18 protein-coding genes are annotated in these 22,130 nt (G+C 60.0%); 6 read left to right on the top strand and 12 right to left on the bottom strand.

Annotation, left to right across the window (positions count from 1 at the left end; genetic code table 11):
* Positions 1-89: 89 nt before the first annotated feature.
* The 5 genes from ACXHRN_RS11255 to ytfQ all read right to left on the bottom strand — a co-directional run bounded on the left by ACXHRN_RS11255 (position 90) and on the right by ytfQ (position 5,453).
* Positions 90-827: a FadR/GntR family transcriptional regulator gene (locus ACXHRN_RS11255; protein WP_488641401.1), complete on the bottom strand. Its 738-nt coding sequence runs from the start codon at positions 825-827 to the stop codon at positions 90-92.
* A gap of 14 nt (positions 828-841) precedes the next feature.
* Positions 842-1,807: a galactofuranose ABC transporter, permease protein YjfF gene (gene yjfF, locus ACXHRN_RS11250; RefSeq protein ID WP_488641400.1), complete on the bottom strand. Its 966-nt coding sequence runs from the start codon at positions 1,805-1,807 to the stop codon at positions 842-844.
* A complete protein-coding gene (locus tag ACXHRN_RS11245; RefSeq protein ID WP_488641399.1) occupies positions 1,804-2,811 on the bottom strand; it encodes an ABC transporter permease in 1,008 nt (335 codons plus the stop codon). Before ACXHRN_RS11245 ends, yjfF begins: the two co-directional genes overlap by 4 nt.
* Entirely contained in the window at positions 2,808-4,343 is a 1,536-nt protein-coding gene (gene ytfR, locus ACXHRN_RS11240; protein ID WP_488641886.1) for a galactofuranose ABC transporter, ATP-binding protein YtfR, read from the bottom strand. Before ytfR ends, ACXHRN_RS11245 begins: the two co-directional genes overlap by 4 nt.
* Positions 4,344-4,487: 144 nt before the next feature.
* The gene (gene ytfQ, locus ACXHRN_RS11235; protein ID WP_488641398.1) at positions 4,488-5,453 is read right to left on the bottom strand and encodes a galactofuranose ABC transporter, galactofuranose-binding protein YtfQ; all 966 of its coding nucleotides are present in this window, start codon (positions 5,451-5,453) and stop codon (positions 4,488-4,490) included.
* A gap of 295 nt (positions 5,454-5,748) precedes the next feature.
* Between ytfQ and ACXHRN_RS11230 the strand changes: the two genes are divergently transcribed.
* The 5 genes from ACXHRN_RS11230 to ACXHRN_RS11210 are packed head-to-tail and all read left to right on the top strand — an operon-like array spanning position 5,749 to position 11,219.
* Positions 5,749-7,638, top strand: coding sequence for a peptidylprolyl isomerase (locus ACXHRN_RS11230; RefSeq protein ID WP_488641397.1), 1,890 nt, complete (start codon positions 5,749-5,751; stop codon positions 7,636-7,638).
* 27 nt (positions 7,639-7,665) lie between these two features.
* A complete protein-coding gene (gene trpD, locus ACXHRN_RS11225) occupies positions 7,666-8,676 on the top strand; it encodes an anthranilate phosphoribosyltransferase (protein WP_488641396.1) in 1,011 nt (336 codons plus the stop codon).
* Positions 8,677-8,686: 10 nt separating this feature from the next.
* Positions 8,687-9,505, top strand: coding sequence for an indole-3-glycerol phosphate synthase TrpC (gene trpC / locus ACXHRN_RS11220; RefSeq protein WP_488641395.1), 819 nt, complete (start codon positions 8,687-8,689; stop codon positions 9,503-9,505).
* The gene (moaC, locus tag ACXHRN_RS11215; RefSeq protein ID WP_488641394.1) at positions 9,502-9,999 is read left to right on the top strand and encodes a cyclic pyranopterin monophosphate synthase MoaC; all 498 of its coding nucleotides are present in this window, start codon (positions 9,502-9,504) and stop codon (positions 9,997-9,999) included. Before trpC ends, moaC begins: the two co-directional genes overlap by 4 nt.
* A complete protein-coding gene (locus tag ACXHRN_RS11210; RefSeq protein WP_488641393.1) occupies positions 9,999-11,219 on the top strand; it encodes a molybdopterin molybdotransferase MoeA in 1,221 nt (406 codons plus the stop codon). Before moaC ends, ACXHRN_RS11210 begins: the two co-directional genes overlap by 1 nt.
* Here the strand turns inward: ACXHRN_RS11210 and ACXHRN_RS11205 are convergent, their stop codons facing one another.
* The gene (locus tag ACXHRN_RS11205) at positions 11,220-13,661 is read right to left on the bottom strand and encodes a ComEC/Rec2 family competence protein (protein WP_488641392.1); all 2,442 of its coding nucleotides are present in this window, start codon (positions 13,659-13,661) and stop codon (positions 11,220-11,222) included.
* Between the two features lie 294 nt (positions 13,662-13,955).
* Here ACXHRN_RS11205 and gltA point away from each other — a divergent pair, with 294 nt between their 5' ends.
* A complete protein-coding gene (gene gltA / locus ACXHRN_RS11200) occupies positions 13,956-15,245 on the top strand; it encodes a citrate synthase (protein ID WP_488641391.1) in 1,290 nt (429 codons plus the stop codon).
* A gap of 30 nt (positions 15,246-15,275) precedes the next feature.
* On the opposite strand, the gene lpxB is transcribed toward gltA, so the two are convergent.
* From lpxB to bamA, 6 genes are read right to left on the bottom strand one after another with little or no spacing between them, the layout of a single operon-like run.
* Complete coding sequence (gene lpxB / locus ACXHRN_RS11195; protein ID WP_488641390.1) at positions 15,276-16,454, bottom strand: lipid-A-disaccharide synthase; 1,179 nt, start codon at positions 16,452-16,454, stop codon at positions 15,276-15,278.
* The gene (locus ACXHRN_RS11190) at positions 16,451-17,323 is read right to left on the bottom strand and encodes an LpxI family protein (RefSeq protein ID WP_488641389.1); all 873 of its coding nucleotides are present in this window, start codon (positions 17,321-17,323) and stop codon (positions 16,451-16,453) included. Before ACXHRN_RS11190 ends, lpxB begins: the two co-directional genes overlap by 4 nt.
* A gap of 20 nt (positions 17,324-17,343) precedes the next feature.
* A complete protein-coding gene (gene lpxA / locus ACXHRN_RS11185) occupies positions 17,344-18,162 on the bottom strand; it encodes an acyl-ACP--UDP-N-acetylglucosamine O-acyltransferase (protein WP_488641388.1) in 819 nt (272 codons plus the stop codon).
* Positions 18,159-18,626, bottom strand: a complete 468-nt coding sequence (gene fabZ, locus ACXHRN_RS11180; protein WP_488641387.1) for a 3-hydroxyacyl-ACP dehydratase FabZ — start codon at positions 18,624-18,626, stop codon at positions 18,159-18,161. Before fabZ ends, lpxA begins: the two co-directional genes overlap by 4 nt.
* The gene (gene lpxD / locus ACXHRN_RS11175; RefSeq protein ID WP_488641386.1) at positions 18,627-19,685 is read right to left on the bottom strand and encodes a UDP-3-O-(3-hydroxymyristoyl)glucosamine N-acyltransferase; all 1,059 of its coding nucleotides are present in this window, start codon (positions 19,683-19,685) and stop codon (positions 18,627-18,629) included.
* 51 nt (positions 19,686-19,736) lie between these two features.
* Positions 19,737-22,079 carry an outer membrane protein assembly factor BamA gene (bamA, locus tag ACXHRN_RS11170; RefSeq protein ID WP_488641385.1) on the bottom strand — a complete coding sequence of 781 codons (2,343 nt, stop codon included), beginning with the start codon at positions 22,077-22,079 and terminating at the stop codon, positions 19,737-19,739.
* Positions 22,080-22,130 lie beyond the last annotated feature (51 nt).

The following is a 22,130-nucleotide window of genomic DNA, read 5'->3' as shown; positions in this document are numbered from 1 at the left end:
CTAGAGCCATGCAACCCAATCCACAAGATGGACAGGCAAAATAGGCCGGGAGAGCCGAGCGAATGCCCTCTCCCCCTCGCCGCGCGTTGCTAGCTCTCCAGCGTCGTTTTCACCCGATCGCGGCCCGTGAAGATGACATCGCGCATCGCGTCCGCCGCACCTTCGCGGTCATGCTTGGCAATTGCATCGACGATCAGCCGATGCGATGCGGAAATCTCGGCGGTACGACTATCGCCAAGTGGCGGCGAGCTCAGTTTGAAAATGCCGACCAAGGCCGCCTCGATCAGAGTGCCAACGGTCCGCATGAACGGATTGCGCGATGCTTCGGCGACACCAAGGTGGAATTTCAAATCCGCGACCGCCAACGTTTCCGGCGTGTGCCCAGGATCGCCCATCTCGGCGGCGAGCTGATATAGATGCTTGATGTCGTCGTCATTGGCGTTTTCGGCCGCAAGCTGGGCTGCATAAGGTTCGAAAGCCAGGCGGATTTCGCTGAGATGCGTCAGGAACTCTTCGTCCACGCCGCGTTGGAAATGCCAGGTGAGCACATCGCCATCGAATAGGTTCCACTGGTTCTTCGGCGTGACCCGCGTTCCGATGCGGGCACGCGGCACGATCAGGCCCTTGGCGGCGAGCGTCTTCATCGCCTCTCGCAGAACAGTGCGTGAAACCTTGAACCGTTGCGCAAGATCGAGGTCACCCGGCAGCGTCGCACCAACCGGATAGTCTCCGGCGATGATGGCCCGGCCGAGTTCGTCGACGACCTGCGAATGGCTGGTCCGTGCCTTTCTGCCTGACATCATTGTCTCGAGCACACCTTTGCGCAAATTGTCCTCCCCCCTCATGCTTTCTTATCCACCCTTGATAGCAGCAAAGTCCCCTTCTGCATCAGAATGAAGGCGAACAACAGAAGACCGATAGCGATCTTTGTCCACCAACTGGAAAGTGTCCCGTCAAACGTGATGTACGTCTGTATGAGGCCCTGAATCAATATGCCTATGAATGTTCCCGCAACAAATCCTGCGCCACCGGTCAAAAGCGTACCGCCGATCACGACTGCCGCGATCGCGTCAAGCTCGACACCGACGGTTGCGAGCGAGTAGCCGGCGGAGGTGTAAAGCGAAAAGACGATACCTGCCAATCCAGCGAGAAACCCCGACAAAGCATAGATCTGCACGGTCGTGCGGCCGACCGGCACGCCCATCAGCCGCGCCGTCTGCACACCACCACCCAGCGCATAGACATTGGTGCCGAAGCGCGTCTTGTGGGCAATGACGATGCCGACGGCGAAGACCAGCAGCATGACGCCGCCGATCAGCGTGATCCGCCCGCCGCCCGGCGCGACCCAGTAGAAGGACTTCATCACCTTGTAGAAGGGATGATTGATCGGGATCGAATCGATCGACAGCACGAAGGACATGCCTCGGGCGAGGAACATCCCAGCAAGTGTGACGATGAAAGCCGGCATTTCGAGATAGTGGATGATCGCACCCATTGCCGCACCGAACGCTGTCGAGATCGCCAGCGCGATAATGAAGGCAAAGATCGGATGCATGCCGGTGTCACGCAGCAGAACGGCAATCAGCACGCCGGTGAATGCGATCACCGAGCCGATCGACAGGTCGATGCCGCCTGAGAGGATCACGAAGGTCATGCCGACCGCAGCGATACCGAGAAACGCATTGTCGGTCAGGAGATTGCCGATCACCCGCGTCGACAGCATGTTCGGAAACTGCGCGACGCACAGCGCATAGGCGATAAGGAAAATAAGGATTGTCGCAAACAGCGGCAGGTATTTCGATCTCATTGTGCCGGCCCCTTGCTCGTCGGCTGGCTCTTTCTGAAATAAGCCGCGATATCGCCGATCCGTGGTGACTGGATGATCAGGATCACCACGATGATCACCGCCTTGATGATCAGATTGTATTCCGGCGGAAAGCCGGAGGTCAGGATGCCGGTATTGATCGCCTGGATGATCATCGCGCCCAGCAGCGAGCCGATGATGCTGAAGCGTCCGCCCAGCAACGAGTTGCCACCGACCACGACGGCAAGGATCGCGTCGAGCTCGAGCCAGAGGCCAGCGTTATTGGCGTCTGCCCCCTTGATATCGGCAGCGACGATCAGGCCGGCAATGGCGGCGCAAAGGCCGGAAAGCATATAGGCAGCCATCAGCAGCGCCGTTGTCCGCACGCCCGAAAGCTGGCTGGCCTGACGGTTGATGCCAATCGCCTCGACCAGCAGGCCCAATGCAGTCTTGCGCACCAGCAGCGTGACAGCAATGCCGAACAGCACCCAGATGACGACCGGCATGGGCAGATGAAGGGCGGTGCCGCTGCCGATGAACACCAGGCCCGCATCGTCGAAGGTCAGGATTGCCCCCTCCGTGATCAGCTGCGCAATACCGCGACCGGCGACCATCAGCACCAGCGTCGCGACGATCGGCTGGATGTTCAGTACCGAGACCAGGAAGCCGTTCCAGGCGCCGCAGGCAATGCCCATGGCGAGCGCTATCGCGATTGTGTAGACCAGTCCATGGCCGGCCACGATCGATGCGGCAGCCAGCGCTCCGCAGATCGCCACGATGGCGCCGACGGACAGATCGATGCCCTTGGTGGCAATCACCAGCGTCATGCCGATCGCCACCAGAGCCACCGGTGCACCGCGATTGAGCACGTCGATGACGCTGCCATAGAGGCGGCCATTCTGCAGGGAAACATTGAAGAAGTCAGGAAACAGCAGCACGTTGAGCAAGAGCACGACGGCAAGCGTGATGACCTGCGGCAGAATTCGCCGAAATATGGCAGTGCTCATGCCTCTGATCCTTGGCCGTCGGCTGTTTCATGCGTAGCGGCAATCGCCTGGATAATGCCATTCGCGGTCATTTCACCCCCGTTGAGTTCAGCGACATGTTTGCGATCCCGGAGCACCCGGATACGTGAGGAATAGGCGACAAGCTCTTCAATTTCCGAGGAAATTACGGCCAGGGACATGCCTTTGGCGCAGAGATCGCGGATGAGCTTGATGATCTCCGCATGCGCGCCGACATCGATGCCGCGCGTCGGCTCGTCGAGGATCAGCAGCTTGGGATCGGTGGCCAGCCAGCGCGCCAGGATCGCCTTCTGCTGGTTGCCGCCGGACAGCAGCTTGATCGGCTTTTCGCGCCCATCGGTGCGGATATCCAGTGCCTTTATATAATGGTCGGCCAGCGCATTCTGCTCGGAGCGTGACAGCGGTCGCGACCAGCCCTTGCGGGCCTGCAGCGCCAGGATGATGTTTTCCCGCACTGACAGATCGCCGATAATGCCGTCGAGTTTGCGGTCCTCGGGGCAGAAACCGAAACCGTTGGCGATTGCCGCCTGGGGCGAGGAGATGCTGGTCACCTTCCCCTCAATCTCGACCGAACCCTGGTCGGCCTGCCTGGCGCCGAACATGACTTCAGCGGTCTCGGTGCGGCCGGAGCCGAGCAATCCGGCAAGACCCACGACCTCGCCTTCGGCGATATCGAGATCGAATGGCTCGATGGCGCCCTTGCGACCGAGCCCCTTGAAATGAAAGCGCGTCTTGCCGGCGGTGATTGTCTGTTCGGCAGCATGCCGCGTCTCTTCGATCAACTCCCGACCGAGCATCATCGATACGAGATCCTTGCGTTCCAGCGCCGCCCTGTCGCGCGTACCCACCAGCTTGCCGTTGCGGAGTACTGTGATGCGATCCGATATCGCATAGACCTGTTCAAGGAAATGCGTGATGAAGACGATGCCGAGCCCGCGCTTTTTCAAGTCGCGAATAATGCCGAACAGGATCTCGACTTCATGCGTATCGAGACTGGCGGTCGGCTCGTCAAGGATCAGCACCTTGCCGGAAAGATCGACGGCGCGTGCGATGGCAATGATCTGCTGGATCGCTACGGAGAAGTTCGACAGCGGCATCCGGACATCGAGGTCGAGCCCATACTGAGCAAGCAATGCCTGGGATCGGCGGTTCATCTCGCCCGTGCGGGTGATGCCGAACCGCATGGGCTGGCGCCCCAGAAACAGATTTTCGGCAACAGAAAGATTATGGAGGAGGTTGACCTCCTGGTAGACAGTGCCGATGCCGTAGGACTGCGCCTCGAACGTGTCGCGCGGATCGATTTCGTTGCCGTCAAGAGTGACCGAGCCACTATCGCGGCGATAGGCTCCGGTCAGGCATTTGATCAACGTCGATTTGCCGGCACCGTTTTCGCCGAGCAGCGCATGCACTTCGCCACGCCGCAGGCCGAAATCGACGTTGTCGAGCGCCACCGAACCGAGAAAGCGTTTGGAAATAGACTTGGCTTCGAGAATATATGGCTGGCCGTCAGGCATCATCATGGCTCCCCCTGCCTTATGAAACCGCGATGCAAAGCAGTAAAGCGCTTGCAGCGTCACGTGTTCATTCGATGGGCACAACAGGCAAATACAGGCACCGGCCGCCGGGCAATGACCCGGCGGCCGACATTGCGCTGTCGCTTAGTAGCCGAGGCCCTTCTTCAGTTCATAGACCTTCATCGGGTCTTCCGATGTCGGCGTATAGAGCTTGGACTCGGTCTGGATCCACTTCGGCGGTTCCTTCTTGTCCTTGAGGTAGGCGTCGAGCGCGTCGAATGCCGGGCCGGCCATGTTCGGGGTCAGTTCGACAGTGGCGTTGGCTTCTCCGGCAGCCATGGCCTTGAAGATATCCGGAACGGCGTCGATGGAAACGACGAGGATGTCCTTGCCTGGCTTCAGTCCGGCTTCCTTGATCGCCTCGATGGCACCGACGGCCATATCGTCGTTATGGGCATAGAGCGCGCAGATGTTCTTGCCGCCGTTCTCTGCCTTGAGGAAGCTCTCCATGACTTCCTTGCCCTTGGTGCGGGTGAAGTCGCCGGTCTGGCTGCGGATGATCTTCAGGTTTTTGTGCTCGGCGATCGCCTGCTCAAAACCCTTCTTGCGGTCGATGGCGGGGGAAGAACCCGTCGTGCCCTGCAACTCGACGATGTTGCAGTCCTTGCCCTTGGTCGCATCGGCGAGCCAGGTGCCGGCGACATTGCCTTCATGGACGAGGTCGGACGTGACGGCGGTCAGGTAGAGCGACTTGTCGCTATCGACGGTACGGTCGAGCAGGAACACCGGAATGTTGGCTTCCTTGGCTTCCGTCAGCACGTCGTCCCAGCCAGTTGCAACAACTGGAGCCACGAAGATCGCGTCCACGCCCTGGGCGATGAACGAGCGCAGGGCCTTGATCTGGTTTTCCTGCTTTTGCTGGGCATCGGCGAATTTCAGGTCGATGCCGCGCTTTTCGGCTTGCTGCTTGGTGACCGTGGTTTCGGCGGCGCGCCAGCCGGACTCGGAGCCGATCTGCGAAAAACCAACCGTGATTGCCATGGCCTGCGAAGCGGCGAACATGGTGACGGCAAGAGCCGTAGCACCGGCGAGTGCTTTAAACAATTTCATGGATTTCCTCCCAAAAATCGCTGCATCTGGCAGCGCGGTTTAAAAATCATATAATAATATTTTTGTAAAGCGGATTTCCCCATTAATCTTACTTTTGGTTGTGACAAACGGACGCCTTGTGAGATGCCCATGCGGGAAGCGCCGAGGCTCGGGACGCCTGCCAAAAATAAACTTGCCACCCCTGCCCCCCAATGTCTAAAAGCCTACCACGCGCGTCGCATCGAAGGATTGCGGCGCCCTCCTGGTGCGCTCGCGAAATGCGGCGCCGTTCAAGAATGAAGATTTTGGGGAAGAGATGCTCGAACTTCTACGCAAGGCCGCCAAGACCTGGATCGCAAAAGCACTGCTGATACTGTTGGTGGGTTCCTTTGGCATTTGGGGCGTTCATAGTTCCATGTTCGCCTCTTCCAACGATTCCGTCGTCACTGTCGGCGATCAGAAGGTTTCCAACAGCGAATTCCGTTTCACCTTCCAGAATGCCATGGCCGCGCTTTCGCAGCGCTTCGGCACACGGTTGACGCTTGAGCAGGCCAAGGCCTTTGGCGTTGAAAGCTCGGTGCTGAACCAGCTCGTGTCGGATGCTTCTCTGGACCAGCTTTCCAATCAGATGAAGCTCGGCCTTTCCGAAGACCGCCTGCTGCAGCTGATTCAGGAGGAGCCCGGTTTCCATGACGAGACCGGCGCGTTCAGCCGCCGCCTGATGGAACAGCGCCTTTACAATGCTCAGATCCGCGCCGAGGACTATCTGCAGTCCAAGTCCAAGGAAGCCGTGCGCTCGCAGATCACCGATGCGATCACCAGCGGCTTTGAAGCGCCCAAGACATTGACGGATGCGCTGCAGGCCTATGCCAGCGAGCGGCGCAGCATCGACTACCTCATCCTGACCTATGCCAATATCGACGCCGTCAAGCCGCCGGAAGCCGGTGTTCTTGAAAAGTGGTTTGCCGAGAACAAGGCAAAGTATCGCGCCCCGGAATATCGCAAGGTTTCCTACGTCAAGCTCGAACCGGTCGACATCGCCGACAAGTCGGCCATCACTGATGAGCAGGTCAAGCAGGATTATGAGAAGCACAAGGATACCTATCGTACGCCCGAAACGCGCACGATCGAGCAACTGACCTTTGCCGACAAGGCTTCTGCCGATTCCGCCGCTGCGAAGCTTGCAGCTGGCACGACCTTCGACCAGATGGTCGCGGAACAGGGCAAGACACCCACCGACGTGCTGCTTGGCGACTTCACCAAGGACAAGATGCCCAACAAGACGATGGCCGATGCCGCCTTTGCCGTGAAGACCGAAGGCGCCGTTACAGCCGTCGCTGATGGCCTGCTGGGACCCGTCATCATGCGCGTCACCAACATTCGCCCGGAATCGGTCAAGACGCTCGATGACGTCAAGGACAACATCCGTCAGCAGCTGGCGCTTGTGCTTGCCAACGACGAGATTCAGGGCGTCTACGACCGCTTCGAGGATGCACGCGCCTCGGGTGCAGCACTGCCCGAAGTGGCAAAGCAGCTGCAGCTGAAGTCGGTCACCATTCCGGCAATCGATGCGAGCGGCCATGACCCGAAAGATGTTGAGGTCAAGGATATCCCATCCAGCGAAAAGCTGCTTGCAGAAGCCTTCAAGACGGAAACCGGTGTCGAAGCCCTACCGCTGACGCTGGATGATGGCGGCTACGTGTGGTTCGAAGTCAGCGACATCACGCCCGACCGTGACCGTACGCTCGACGAAGTCAAGGATCGCGTCGTCGCCGACTGGACGGCCCAGCAGCAGAACCTTGCTCTGGTGAAGAAGGCCGAAGACGTCGCCAAGCAGGTCGTCGCTGGCGCCAAGATGGCAGATGTAGCGACTGGCCTGAAGATCGCCGTCGAAACCAAGACCGCTCTACAGCGTGGCATGGACGATGCCGTTCTCGGCACGGCTGCGATCAATGCGGCTTTCGGCGGCCCCGATGGCTTCGTCACCAGCGCTGCCGGTGCAGATCCGAAGAGCCGCATCGTCATGCAGGTCACAGAGGTCAACACCAATGTCCAGACCGACGCGCTCGACGACAAGACAGCCCAGATCAAGCAGTTCGCCAATGCTGCCGGCCAGGACATCCTTGCCCAGCTCGTCAGCGAGCTACGTCAGGAATATGGCGTCACGTTCAACCGTACGCTCGCCAATCAGCTGATGGTTCGTTAATCTGGTCGGATCGGGGGGATCGTTTGCATGGCTGATCTGAAGGCACACATCGCTAAGGTCGCCAGCGGCGAACCCCTCACCGCGGACGAATCGCGCGACGCCTTCGACATCATGATGTCGGGCGGAGCAACGCCAACGCAGATCGGCGCGTTGCTGATGGGCCTGCGCATCCGCGGTGAAACTGTCGATGAGATTCTTGGTGCCGTCATGACCATGCGCGCCAAGATGCTCGCGGTCGAAGCGCCCGAAGGCGCGGTCGACATCGTCGGCACCGGGGGCGACGGCGCCCACACCTACAATATCTCGACGCTGGCCTCGATCATTGTCGCCGGTTGCGGCGTGCCGGTTGCCAAGCATGGCAATCGTGCCGTCAGTTCCAAGTCGGGCACCGCCGATGCGCTTTCGTCGCTTGGCGTCAAGCTTGACATCACGCCGGATGTCACGGCACGCTGCATCTCGGAGGCCGGCATCGGCTTCATGTTTGCCCAGGCGCATCACTCGGCCATGCGCTTTGTCGGTCCAAGCCGCGTGGAGCTGGGCACCAGAACGATCTTCAACCTGCTCGGCCCGCTCTCCAATCCCGCCGGCGCCAAGCGGCAGTTGTTGGGTGTCTATTCCCAGCAATGGCTTCGTCCTATCGCCGAAGTGCTGAAAAATCTCGGCTCGACGCATGTATGGGTCGTCTATGGCAACGGCCTCGACGAGATCACGCTGACCGGCCAGACCCATGTCGTGGCGCTGGAGAATGGCGAGATCCGCGAATTCACCCTGATGCCGAGTGATTTCGGCATGGAGGAGATCACGCTGGCCGAGATTCGCGGCGGCGACGGCGAGCACAATGCGGCAGCGCTCAGATCGGTGCTGGAGGGCGCGCAGAACGCCTATCGCAATATCTCGGTCGCCAATGCCGCCGCTGCCTTGATTGTCGCGGGCAAAGCGCAGAACATAATGGAAGGCGTGGCCTTAGCCGAGCAATCCCTGACATCGGGTGCCGCCAAAGCTGCGCTCGATCGGCTGGTTGCCGTCTCCAACTCGTGAGGTTTTCGACATGACCGACATCCTCCGCAAGATCGAAGCCTACAAGCGCGAAGAGATCGCCGCTGCCATGGCCACCGTTTCGCTTGCAGACCTGAAGGCGCAGATCGCCGATGTCGATGCCCCACGCGGCTTTCTCAATGCCCTCCGCGCCAAGCACTCGGCGAGCCAGTTCGGGCTCATCGCTGAAATCAAGAAAGCCAGCCCGTCAAAGGGCCTGATCCGCGCCGACTTCGATCCGCCTTCGCTTGCCAAGGCGTATGAGGCGGGCGGTGCTGCCTGCCTCTCCGTACTGACCGACAGACCGAGCTTTCAGGGCGCACCCGAATTCCTCACCAACGCCCGTGCCGCCTGCACGCTGCCCGCATTGCGCAAGGATTTCCTGTTCGTGCCCTATCAGGTCTATGAGGCCCGCGCCTGGGGCGGCGATTGCATCCTGATCATCATGGCATCGCTCAGCGATGACGAAGCCAGGGCGCTCGAGGATACCGCGTTCGAACTTGGCATGGATGTGCTCATCGAGGTGCACGACGAGGGAGAGATGGAGCGAGCGCTCAAGCTCGCGTCACCGATGATCGGCGTCAACAATCGCAATCTGCGCACCTTCGAAGTCAGCCTCGAAGTCTCCGAACGCCTGGCCACCATGGTGCCTGATGATCGGCTGCTGGTTGGCGAAAGCGGCGTTTTCACGCATGCGGATTGCCAGCGGCTCGCAAAATCCGGCATCAGCACCTTCCTCGTCGGCGAGAGCCTGATGCGCAAGGACGATGTGGCTGCGGCCACGCAAGCGCTGCTGACCGGCGCGGCAGCGGGCGCAGTTGCGGCGGAATGACCATGGCATCCGGCCTCAGCCACATCAATCAGCAGGGCGAAGCCCATATGGTCGATGTCGGCGACAAGGCGGAGACGGTGCGCATCGCTATCGCCGAAGGTGCGATCCGGATGAAGGCGGAGACGCTTGATCTCATTCTCTCCGGCGATGCCAAGAAGGGCGACGTGATCGGCACCGCGCGACTGGCCGGCATCATGGCCGCCAAGAAGACATCCGACCTCATTCCGCTCTGCCATCCGCTGATGATCTCCAAGGTCAGCGTGGATATCACGCCGGACCGGGATCTGCCGGGCCTGCGGGTCGAGGCGATGGTCAAGCTCACCGGCAAGACCGGCGTCGAGATGGAAGCGCTGACGGCCGCTTCGGTCGCCTGCCTGACCATCTACGACATGGCCAAGGCCGCCGACAAGGCGATGGAGATCGTCCATATCAGGCTGAAGAGCAAATCGGGAGGCAAGTCCGGCGATTTCATTCGTGCTGACTTGGAGAGCTGATGGCACTGCTGCCCGTCGAGGAAGCATTGGCGAGGCTGCTGACCAGTGGCATGCCGATTGCCAGAACCGAAACCATCGCCTTGATCGACGCCGACCGTCGCGTGCTGGCCGAGCCTGTGGCAGCCGGCCTCACTCAGCCGCCATTCGACGCATCGGCCATGGATGGTTATGCCGTCATATCGGCTGATGTCGCTGCGGTCGGCGCGCGGCTCAAGGTCATCGGCGAATCGGCCGCAGGGCACGGATATTCCGGAACCGTTGGTCGCGGCGAAACGGTGCGCATCTTCACCGGGGCGCCGGTCCCGGCAGGCGCCAATGCGGTGCTGCTGCAGGAAGATGCGATCAAGCATGCCGATGGCACGATCGAAAACACCTTCGTCATCGATGCGGGCCGCCATATCCGCCCGCGCGGCCAGGATTTCCTCAAAGGCGAGACGATCCTGCATCCCGGAGACATCCTCGATCCCGGCCGGCTTATGGTTGCAGCCGCCATGAATCACGCCGAAGTCACCGTCTACAGGAAGCCGCTCGTGACCATTATCGCCACCGGCGATGAACTGGTGAAGCCGGGCGAGCCGCGTGGAGACGGGCAGATCGTCGCTTCCAATACCTATGCGGTCTCAGCTTTGGCCGTTGCCGCCGGTGCCGATGTGCTTGATCTCGGCATCGTCCCCGACGACAGCCAGCTGATCGGCAACGCTGTCAAATTGGCGCTGGATCGTGACGCCGATGTCATCGTTACGCTGGGCGGGGCTTCGGTCGGCGATCACGATCTCGTCCAGTCGACACTGACCGAGCTCGGCATGGTGCTGGATTTCTGGCGCATCGCCATGCGGCCGGGCAAGCCGCTGATGGTCGGCGCGCTGGGGGAAACGCGCGTGCTGGGTCTACCGGGCAATCCCGTGTCAAGCATGGTTTGCTCGCTGCTTTTCCTGGAGCCGCTGATCGCCAAGATGGCCCACCTGCCTCGACCCAACCGCGAACGCGACGCGGTCACGGCGCTTGCCCTGTCCGAAAACGACCACCGGCAGGACTACCTGCGAGCCCGGCTCGTTCGCCTGCCGGATGGCCAACTGGAAGCGCATTCCTACGGCAAGCAGGATTCCTCGCAGATGAAGATCTTTGCCAATTCCGATGCATTGATCATCCGGCCACCGAATGGGCCAGCACTGCAGCCTAGCGATGCCTGCCGCGTGCTGGTGCTGCGCGAGCCGGGTTGATCACTCCTCGACCTTCTCCTCCGGAAAGGCATCCGTCTTCCAGTCATACAGCCTGTGGCGGTCCCATGGGCGGTTCGCCGTCTCCAGTGCGTTGACGAGCCTGATGTTCTCCGGCGGTTCGTCCTCGCCGGGCAAGAAGATCTCGACTGTCCCTGTCCGCCGCAACGACTCGCCGGTAAACAGCAACGAGCCAGACCGGCAACCGTTCCATTTCAGCCGTGCTGGCGTGATGACGATATCGCCGAGATCGCAGGCGAGCCCGGTGTAGCCGCCATTTTCCGCAATGATGATCTTCCAGCCGCTGGCAAGCGTCGCCGCACACCAGTGCCGCTCTCGGCAGATGAAGCGATCGGTCTCCTTCATCGCCAGAACATGCATGATGTCCTTGCGTGCCATGTCGATCTGCTCCTTCGACAGGCGGCGTTCCTTGGGCTTTGCTTCGGCGATTGATTTCCGTGTGGCCTTGATCGGTTTGACCAGTTCTTCGGCACGCAATGCACGCTGCCACTGCTCCGCAATGAAATCGGATGGCCGCGCCTTGCTGATTGCAAGCTGGCCCGCCGTCCTGATGCCGACCAGGCTGCCGTCCTCGAAGACGATGATGTCGGGCGGTCTGGCGGCCGGCAACACGAAGGACATGCTCAGCAGCCCTGCCCCGAGTGCCACGCCCAGAAACCGCAGCCGGGAACGCATGATCGCCAACACGACAAGCGATGCGGTGAGGCCAATGAACAGCCACGGCGGAATCCGCCCCACCACCACGTCACCGCCCAGTGATGCCGCCCATTTGGCAACGGATATCGTCACATCAAGCCCGAAACCCATGATCTTCAGCGGTAGCCAGTCCATGCCGAACGGCATGGCCATCAGCGCCAGCAGGCCGAAGGGCATGACGATGAATGAGATCACCGGCATGGCCAGCAGATTGGCAGGTAACCCCCAGGCGGCGATACGGTGGAAATGCTCGATCGAGAACAAGGCCGTCGACAGGCCGCCGATCAGCGAGGTCATGAAAATGCCTGCGACGAATTTCCACGCCGGAACGAAGGGTTTGAGAAAGTTTATGCCGGCTAACCAGCCCGGCCGGTTTGCCCGGCGCTGGAATGCAGCATAGCCGGCGACCAAGGCAAGCGTCGCGGCATAGGACATCTGGAAGCCCGGTCCCATGACGGCTGATGGTGACAGGACCAGGATGATCAATGCAGAGAGCGCGACATTCCTGAGGCTGATCGAGGGCCGCCCGAAGAACACCGCCGTCAGCATGATCGCCATCATGATATAGGCGCGCTCGGCCGACACAGCAAAACCGGAAATCAGGTAGTAGAGGGTCACCGTGATCAGCGCACCACCGGCGGCGATCTTCTTGACCGGCAGTCGATGAGAGAGTTCCTGAGACAGGCTGAGCAGAAGCCGCAAGCCGACGAAGAAAATCCCGGCCGCCAGCGCCATGTTCAACCCGGAGATCGCGATGATATGGGCCAAGCCCGCCAGCCGCAACGCCTCGGTGGTTTCCTTGGAGATCGCGCGCCGGTCATCTGTCACCATCGAGGAGGCAAAAGCGCCTGTATCTCCCGGTAGCACTGTACGGATCCGCTGACCGACGTGATTGCGAACCGTCTCCAGAATCTCGCCGATCTCGACCATCATTCCGCGCTCCGCCGCCTTGTCGCTGGGCGGAGACCACGCATTCGGCTTGCCGTAGAAGAAGCCGAATGCGCCCGTGCCGCCGAAATAGGCGTCGAAGGCGAAATCGTTGAGGCCGGCCAGTGCCGGACCGGACGGTGGCGACAGCCGCGCCCTGCCCTCGATACCGGCGCCCAGAGCGAAAGGTTCGTGCTTGCCGAGAGCGGTGATCTTGATATTCAGCGGCCGACGCTTCAATGCTGGCTTCTCTGTCTCCAGCAAGCGAATCTCGTAGCGCCAGCGGCCTTCGGCATCAGCCTCCTTGCCTCGGACGATTCCCCGGATTGTCGTCGTCACCGGGGTGTCGAGCACGATCGTTTCAGTCCGGAAGGACTGAATGACTGCGAGCAGTGCACCGGCTGCGATCAAGGTTCCTACCAGACCCACTGTTCTCGCCATCGGGCGAAAATGGCCGGCGAAGAAAACCAGCACCAGCGACAGCACCAGAACAAGTGCGATACCCTGCAGCGGCCACGGCTGCGGCAGCGCAAACCAGGTCGCAGCTCCCGCCCCCAGCAGCACGGGCGACCAGTAAAACAGATGGCCGAACTCCGCTTCCTCGCGAAGTCCAGCGATGCAATATGTCTTGAGTCGCAGCCAGTATTGGCCGACGACCGCACCCAGTTCAGAGCCTTTTCGGGTCTCGATGGCTATCGGCGACGGCCGGTTGATCGCGCCGGGCAGCGGCGTGAGTCGCGCCCTCGCCGCATCACCGGGATGCGCCAATTTGTCGCCCGCTATTTTGGTCTCGAAAACCATTCGGCTTGCCCATGCCCCGGAGGATGATAGTGCAACCGAAGATTGGATTTGGCAACTGCGATCAGAGACTTGCAGCGTATGGTCAACGCTGAACGATTATTCAATCGATTAAATTTTCAGCTCAAAAGAATCCTTTTGATTTCCACTTATTGCAGTGCCACAAGCCTTTACGGCGACGCAAAAATGCCGCGCAAAAAGGCACCGCTTGGCATCGCCCGGGAAATCATATAGCTGAATCCCGCATTATAATCTGGCAGCTTTAAGGCTGCCGCCCGTTCCTGAATGGAGGAAATCATGGCTGATAAAAAGGCGTTCATCTCGATAGACGGCAAGCAGGTGGATCTCCAGGTTAAATCGGGGACGATCGGCCCGGATGTCGTAGACATCGCGCCGCTTTATAAAGCGACCAATTCGTTTACTTACGATCCGGGTTTTACGTCCACCGCTTCCTGTGAGTCGAAGATCACCTATATCGACGGCGACGAAGGCGTGCTCCTCCATCGCGGCTACCCGATCGACCAGCTGGCCGAACACGGCGATTTTCTCGAAGTCTGCTACCTGCTGCTTTATGGCGAATTGCCGACGGCGGTCCAGAAGAAGGACTTCGACCACCGCGTTACGCACCACACCATGGTGCATGAGCAGATGAGCCGCTTTTTCACCGGCTTCCGTCGCGATGCGCATCCGATGGCCGTCATGTGCGGCTGCGTCGGCGCATTGTCGGCCTTCTACCACGACTCCACGGATATCACCGATCCGCACCAGCGCATGGTTGCCAGCCTGCGCATGATCGCCAAGATGCCGACGATCGCTGCCATGGCCTACAAGTACCATATCGGCCAGCCCTTCGTTTACCCGAAGAACGATCTCGATTATGCCGCCAACTTCCTGCGCATGTGCTTTGCAGTTCCCTGCGAGGACTACGTGGTGAACCCGGTTCTGGCGCGCGCCATGGACCGCATCTTCATCCTGCATGCCGACCACGAGCAGAACGCCTCGACCTCGACTGTGCGTCTGGCCGGCTCGTCTGGCGCCAATCCGTTCGCGTGCATCGCGGCCGGCATCGCCTGCCTCTGGGGTCCTGCCCATGGCGGCGCCAATGAAGCGGCGCTCAACATGCTGGCTGAAATCGGCTCGGTGGAGCGCATTCCGCAATATATCGCCAAGGCCAAGGACAAGAACGATCCGTTCCGTCTCATGGGCTTTGGTCACCGCGTCTACAAGAACTACGACCCGCGCGCCAAGATCATGCAGAAGACCACGCATGAAGTGCTCGGCGAACTCGGCGTCAAGGACGATCCGTTGCTCGAAGTCGCCATGGAACTCGAGCGCATCGCGCTTTCCGACGATTACTTTATCGAAAAGAAGCTCTACCCGAACATCGACTTCTATTCGGGCATCACGCTCAAGGCGATGGGCTTCCCGACGGAAATGTTCACGGTGCTGTTCGCGCTCGCCCGTACGGTCGGCTGGATTGCACAGTGGAACGAAATGATCGAAGATCCGCAGCAGCGCATCGGCCGGCCGCGCCAGCTCTATATCGGCGAACCGACCCGCGATTACGTGCCGGTTTCCAAGCGCTAAGCCAGCGTTTTCCGAACATGAAGAAACCGGTCAGCGATGGCCGGTTTTTTTGTTGCTGACGAGATCGAGGACGATGTCGGCGCCATGCGCGCCTGGGCCTTGCTCCGTCTCCATACGATCGAAGACATCGCTGAAACCGGCGAGCATCGCAGCGCGCGCTGGTGTATCGGCGGCGAGCCGCTCGAGCAGTCGGGCAAGCATTGATGGGCGGATGAATTCGTCAAAAAATTCCGGCATGACCGGATAGTCGGCGATCAGGTTTGGCAGGGCGCCGCTCCACACCTTGATGCGGCTCAGAGCCAGGCGGATCCAGAAATCGGTCTTGTAAGTCGAGACCGACGGAATGCCTGCCAGTGCCAGTTCGAGCAACACCGTGCCAGAGGCGGCAAGCGCTACATCGGCCTGCGCAAACGCCCGCCATTTCTCCGCATCGCCCACGAAGATTTCGGGCTGGCACGGCCAGTCCTTGACGATGCCGCCCACGAGCTGCTCCTGATGCGGCACGACAGGCAACAGAAGCCTGAACTCGCCGCCACGTTCGCGGAGCTGGCGCACCGTTTCGCCAAACAGGGGCAGCAGGCGGCGGATCTCCACGCCGCGCGAGCCCGGCAGCAACAGCATCGACTTCTGCCTGTCGCTTCGTTGCCGCCGTGCTTCGACTTCGGTGCGCGCCGCCAGCAGCGCCGGAAGGGTCCTCAACCTGTGGCCCACATAGGTGGTCGGTGGTCCGCCAAGCCTCTGCATCACCGCCGGCTCGAAAGGCAGGACAGCCAGCACATGATCGACATAGGCAAGCATGTCGCGGGCGCGGTACTCCTTCCAGGCCCAGACGCTCGGGCAGACATAATTGACGATGGGGATATCGGGTAGCGCCTTGCGCACCTTCCTGGCAACCCGATGGGTGAAATCCGGGCTGTCGATGATAACAAGCACGTCAGGCATCGCCTGTATTACCGCATCCGCTGTGCGCCCGATCAGCGATATCAGGCGTGGCAGCTTCTGCAACACCGCGCTGACGCCCATAACAGACAATTCTGCAAAGTCGAATAGCGGCGTGAGTCCAACCGCCGTTAGCGCCGGCCCGCCGACACCCATCAGCTCGACTTCGCGCCCGACCTTCGCCTTGATTGCCGCAATCAGGTCAGCGCCCAAAAGATCGCCGGAAGATTCGCCGGCAATCACCGCGATCCTGAGCGGCTTGTCGCTCATGCCGACAGATCCGTGGCGTCCGGATCTATGCCGGTGACGAACATGCCGTTGGCATCCGCAAAGGCCCGCACCTCGTCGGCATCGAGCAGCAGCGACCGCCCGGCTTCGAGCGCGACACCCGCAAGGCCCGCCGCCTTGGCATTCTTGATCGTGGCAAGGCCCGCAGACGGCAGATCGACGCGGAGATCCTGCTGCGGCTTGCAAAGCTTCACCAGCACGCCCCTGCGCTTCACCGAGACGCGTCCGGCCTCCTTGAGGCCTCCGATGCGCTCCATCATCGCATCCGTGCCTTCGGGGCCCTCCAGCGCCACCACGCGGCCACCAACTGCGATTGCACCCTGGCCAATGTCGAGTTGTCCGATCAGCCGCGCAGCCTTCGCAGCGGCGGCGATATCCTTCAAGCTGTCCCGGTCAGGCACCACGGCACCGACGGGGCCGAGTTCGGCAAGCAGGGATGGCGCGATATCCTGTACGCTGATGACTTTGCGGGTGTCCGTCTCAAGCAACTCGATCACACCCGTCAGCACCGTATTGTCGCCACCTGCCGCCAGCTTGCGAAAGATCGTCGGGATTTTCAAAAGCCCCTTCAGACCGAGGCTGATCTCGGTGATCGGCGGACGGCGCGAGACGCCGCCGGACATGATGATGCGGCCGATACCGAGCTGTGTCGCCAACCGCTTGAACTGGGCGATTTCCCCCAAGCCGATCTTGATGTGTTCGTAAGCTGACCAATCGGCGCTGGATTCGTTTTTCAGCGCGAAAATATACGGATCTTCGCCGGCCAGCCGCGCGGCTTCCGCTACGTAAAGAGGAAGTTTGCCACTACCTGCGATGATTGCCAAACGGCCCTTCTTTTCATTGCCGACCATCTCCCCCCCAGGCTTTTCGGTCAGGTTCTATTTCCCCTGTTCGGAGACGAAATCGCGCGCTCCGCATCAGCCGCGATGAAATCAAGGATCTCGATCACTTCAGGGCAATCGAGATACTTTTCCCGGATGGCGGCCGCAGCCACGCGGATCGACGTATCGCCCTCGAAGATTTCCTTATAGGCCCTACGGACACGATGGATGGTTTCGCGCGGAATACCGGCACGGCTCATGCCGACCACGTTGAGGCCACCCAGCACGCCCGGATTGCCGTTCAGCATACCATAGGGAATGACGTCATAGGCGACGCCCGTCAGCCCGCCGACAAAGGCCTGTTTGCCGATGCGGCTGAACTGATGCACGGCAGAACCGCCGCCGAGGATGACCCGGTCCGCGATCGTTACATGGCCTGCAAGCAGCACATTGTTGGACATGATGATATGGTTGCCGAGCTTGCAGTCATGGGCGACATGGCTATAGGCAAGAAACAGGTTGTTGTCTCCGACAACGGTCGCGCCACCACCGCCGGCAGTGCCGGTGTTCATCGTCACGCCTTCACGGATCGTATTGTTGTCGCCGATCGTCAGCGTGGTTTCTTCGCCGGCGTGATGCACGCTCTGCGGATCGGCGCCAATGACGGCAGACGGAAATATCCTGGTGTTCTTGCCGATCGTCGTGCGACCGGTGACGGAAACGTGGCTCAGCAACTCCACGCCATCGCCGAGCCGCACATGCGGGCCGACATGACAGAACGGTCCGATCCTAACGTTTTCGCCGATGACTGCGCCATCCTCGACGATCGACATCGGATGAATGTGCGCGGTCTTAGAAATCATACTCATACTTTTTCCTTGGACATCATCATCGCGCCGACATCGGCTTCAGCGACGAGTTGTCCGTTTACCTTGGCATCGCAGTGATATTTCCAGATATTGCCGCGCTGCCTTTGCTTGGTGACATGAAAATACACCTGGTCACCCGGCACGACAGGTTTGCGGAAGCGGGCGTTGTCGATCGTCATGAAGTAGACGAGATTGGCCTCGCCGGTCGACTTCAGGGCGCAGATGGCGCCAGCGGTCTGGGCCATGGCTTCGATCAGCAGCACGCCAGGCATGATCGGCTGATCAGGAAAATGGCCCTGGAACTGCGGTTCGTTGAACGTCACGTTCTTGATGCCGATGGCCGATTCATCACCATCGATCTCGATGATCTTGTCGATCAGCAGAAACGGATAGCGGTGCGGAAGCAGCTTCATGATCGCCATCACATCCAGCGACGCAAGGGTTTTCTTATGTTCGTCAGCCATCTACTTCGATCCCCCTTTGGTTCGTCTTTCCGACTTCATCATGATTTCCGCCATGTCGCGCAGGAAATCCTTGATCGGACGTGCCGGAATACCGCCGTACTTTTCCCCCGCCGGTATATTCGTCGTCACGCCGCTGAAGGCGGCTATCTGCACCCCGTCACCAATGGTGATATGACCCTTGATCGCGCAGGCTCCGCCAATCTGCACGCCGTCCCCAACGCGCGTGCTGCCGGCGATTGCAACGCCCGAAACCAGCGCGCAGTGGCGGCCGATGCGCACATTGTGACCAATCTGCACTTGGTTGTCGATCTTCGTGCCTTCACCGATGACGGTGTCGTCCATGGTGCCGCGATCAATGGTGGTGTTGGCGCCAATCTCGACATTGTCCTGGATAATGACACGGCCGATCTGGACGATCTTGTCCATGCCGCGCGGTCCCGGCGCATAGCCAAAACCATCCTGGCCGATGCGCGTGCCATTGTGAAGAATGACGTTGTTGCCGAGATAGGCGCAGATGACCGTGACACCTGAGGCAATCGAACAGTCCCGGCCGATCTTGACGCTTTGGCCGACGATTGCCCCTGCCCCGATATAGCTCCCGGCGCCGATCTTCGCATGCGCGCCGATAACCGCCATGGGCTCGACCGTCACGCCCGCTTCCAGTTCCGCGGTGGGATCGACGAAGGCCGAGGGATGAATGCTGCCCGCGGCGATGTCCACGACAGGCAATGGCTGCATGGCCTGGGGATGCAGCATGGCACCGGCCTTGGCAAATGCCACATGGGCGTTGTCGCTGATCAGCACGGGAATATGGGACGGAACAAGCGAAACCAGTGCCTGATCGCAGATCACCGCAGACGCTTCGCAGGTCTCAAACTCAGCCCGGCTCTTGCGGGAAAGGATGTAGCAAATATCGCCTTTTTTCGCCCGGTAAACGGGAGACACTGCGGAAATGATCTCTCCTGCGGCATCCTCATTTACCAAGCGCGAATTGAGGGCAGCGGCAAGATCATCAAGCCGCAAGCCCCCATGAGGCGGAAAAAATTCCGAATGGGTCATTATTCACCATCCCAGGGCTCGCTACACCGCGACGCCCTGGACCGTAATTTATCAGAACGACGTCGACATGCCGAACTTGAGGCTCTGGATGATATCGTAATCCTGCTTCATGAACGGGATCGCGTAGTCGACGCGAAGTGGGCCGAATGGCGAGGACCAAATGACGCTGGCACCAGCCGCGGCACGCAAATGCATGTCGTCGCTGCCCGGCTCCAGGTCTGCCTTCGCCGCCTTGCTCAGCTTCACTTCGTTGCCGTAAAGCGTACCGGCGTCGACGAAGAAGCCGCCACGGAAACCGGCGTCCGGCGAGAGGCCAGGCATCGGGAACGTCACTTCGGCCGATGCGGTGAAGTAGGTCGTACCTCCGAGCGGATCGTCATTGGTCTTCATGCGCGGGCCGACACCGGTATTCCCGAAACCGCGGATATCGTTGCTGTCGAGCGAGAACTGATCAAACACGTTGAGATTCTTGCCCGTTGTCGACAGCATCGTACCAGCAGCACCGGAAAGCGAACCGACGATATCCCACTCGTCTGACATTGTATAATAACCACGCGCCTTGGCGCTGATCTTATAGAAATCGGAATCCCCACCGAGGCCGGCAACTTCCTGCGTAAACGATGCGACGATGCCTTCGTGTGGCAATACAGCCGTATCGAGGGTGTTGTAATTCAGCGCAGCCGAAACCGACGACGTCAACCAAGGACTGCCCTCGACCACATGCTGGTATGGTATCGACAAATCATCCGGATTGTCAGACGTATAATCACTTTCGCGATACGTGTACCGCAACGTGGTGGTCAGATCGTTGGTGATCGGCGCGGTCACGCGCAGCGAGAAGCCCTGATCGTTGTAGCTGTAGTTGTCGTAGAGCTCACTTTCCGACTTGAAGAGGTCGAAACCCGCCGCCAGTCGATAACCGAGGAAATAAGGCTCGGTGAACGAAATCTGATAATTGCGCGTCACGGCACCGCCGCTCGCTGCAACGCGAATGTACTGACCACGGCCGAGGAAGTTCTTTTCTTCCACGGACGCCTCGAGGATGAAGCCTTCGCCGCCGGTTGCATAGCCTGCACCGATACCGAAGTTACCCGTGGGCTGATCGACCACGTCGACGATAACAACGACACGATCTGGCGCGCTGCCCGGCGAGGTCGTGATATTGACGGTCGAGAAGTAACCAAGGCGCTCAAGGCGACGCTTGGCTTCAGCAATCTGCGACTGGTTGAATGCATCGCCTTCGCTGACATCGAACTCGCGACGAACGACATAGTCGCGCGTGGTCGTGTTGCCACGAACTTCGATGCGCTCGATATAGGCACGCTGGCCCTGATCGACGAGATAGTCGACCGAGATGGTCTTGTTGGTGAGATCACGATTGCCGCGCGGCGTCACAGACGCAAACGGATAACCTGCCGATGCGACGCGCTTAGAAATTGCGGTGATCGTTTTCTGCACATCACCGGCCCGGTAGGTCTTGCCTTCGCGGCTCTCAGTCAGGCCCTTCAGCTCTTCGACATCAACGCCGTCGACGGTGCTTTCGACATTAATGGCGCCGAACGTGTAACGCTCGCCTTCATCGACGTCGAAATTGATCGTGTACTTGTTGGTGGTCGGATCAAGCGTCGCATTCGACGAGATCACGCGGAAGTCGGCATAGCCATGGTTATAGTAGAACTGGCGTAGCGCTTCTTCGTCAGCGCGCAGCTTGTCCTCGTTATAAATGTCCTTGCGGGTGATGAAGGAGAACCATCCCGATTCCTTGGTGTTGATCAGCGAGCGCAGGCGGGTCGAGCCGTAATGATTATTGCCCGTGAAGTTGATCTGATCGATCTTGGTACGATCGCCTTCATTGATGACGAAGGCCACGTTGACACGACCATTGCCGACCGGTGCGGTCTGCACGGTGATCTCCACATCCGAGCGGCCGATTTCGGCATAAGCGCGACGCAGCGCCTGAAGGTCGGCCTCGATGCCGGCTTCGCTATAGGGACCGAGCGGCGTGCTCTTGACGAGCAGGATGAGCTTCTCATCCTTGATCTTGCGGTTGCCGTTGAAGACGATCTGGTTGATCAGCTGGTTCTCGTTGACGGACACGACAAGCGTGCTGCCCGAGACACTGATGCGTACATCCGAGAAGAAGCCGGTAGCATAAAGCCGCTTGATGGAGGCATCGATATCGGCGTTGGAGAAATCCTTGCCAGGAACGATCGTAAGGCTCGAACGAACGGTATCGGCACCCACTCGTTCCGCGCCGCGCACGTCGATGTTGCGGATCACAGCTGCCTGAGATGAGCTCGGCGTTACCAGCACCATCGATCCTGCAGAAGTCAAAACACTGGCGGAAATTGCCAAGCCCGATACTGCGTTCCGAAATCGTGAACTACCATTCATTTTAAAGTCTTACCTTCTTCCGTTACACGGCACGGGCACTGCGGCCGAGCT

It is taken from the genome of Shinella sp. OV683, from assembly GCF_057787725.1.
Note: the sequence above shows the minus strand (reverse complement) of the source record. Positions and strands in the feature narration are given on the sequence as shown.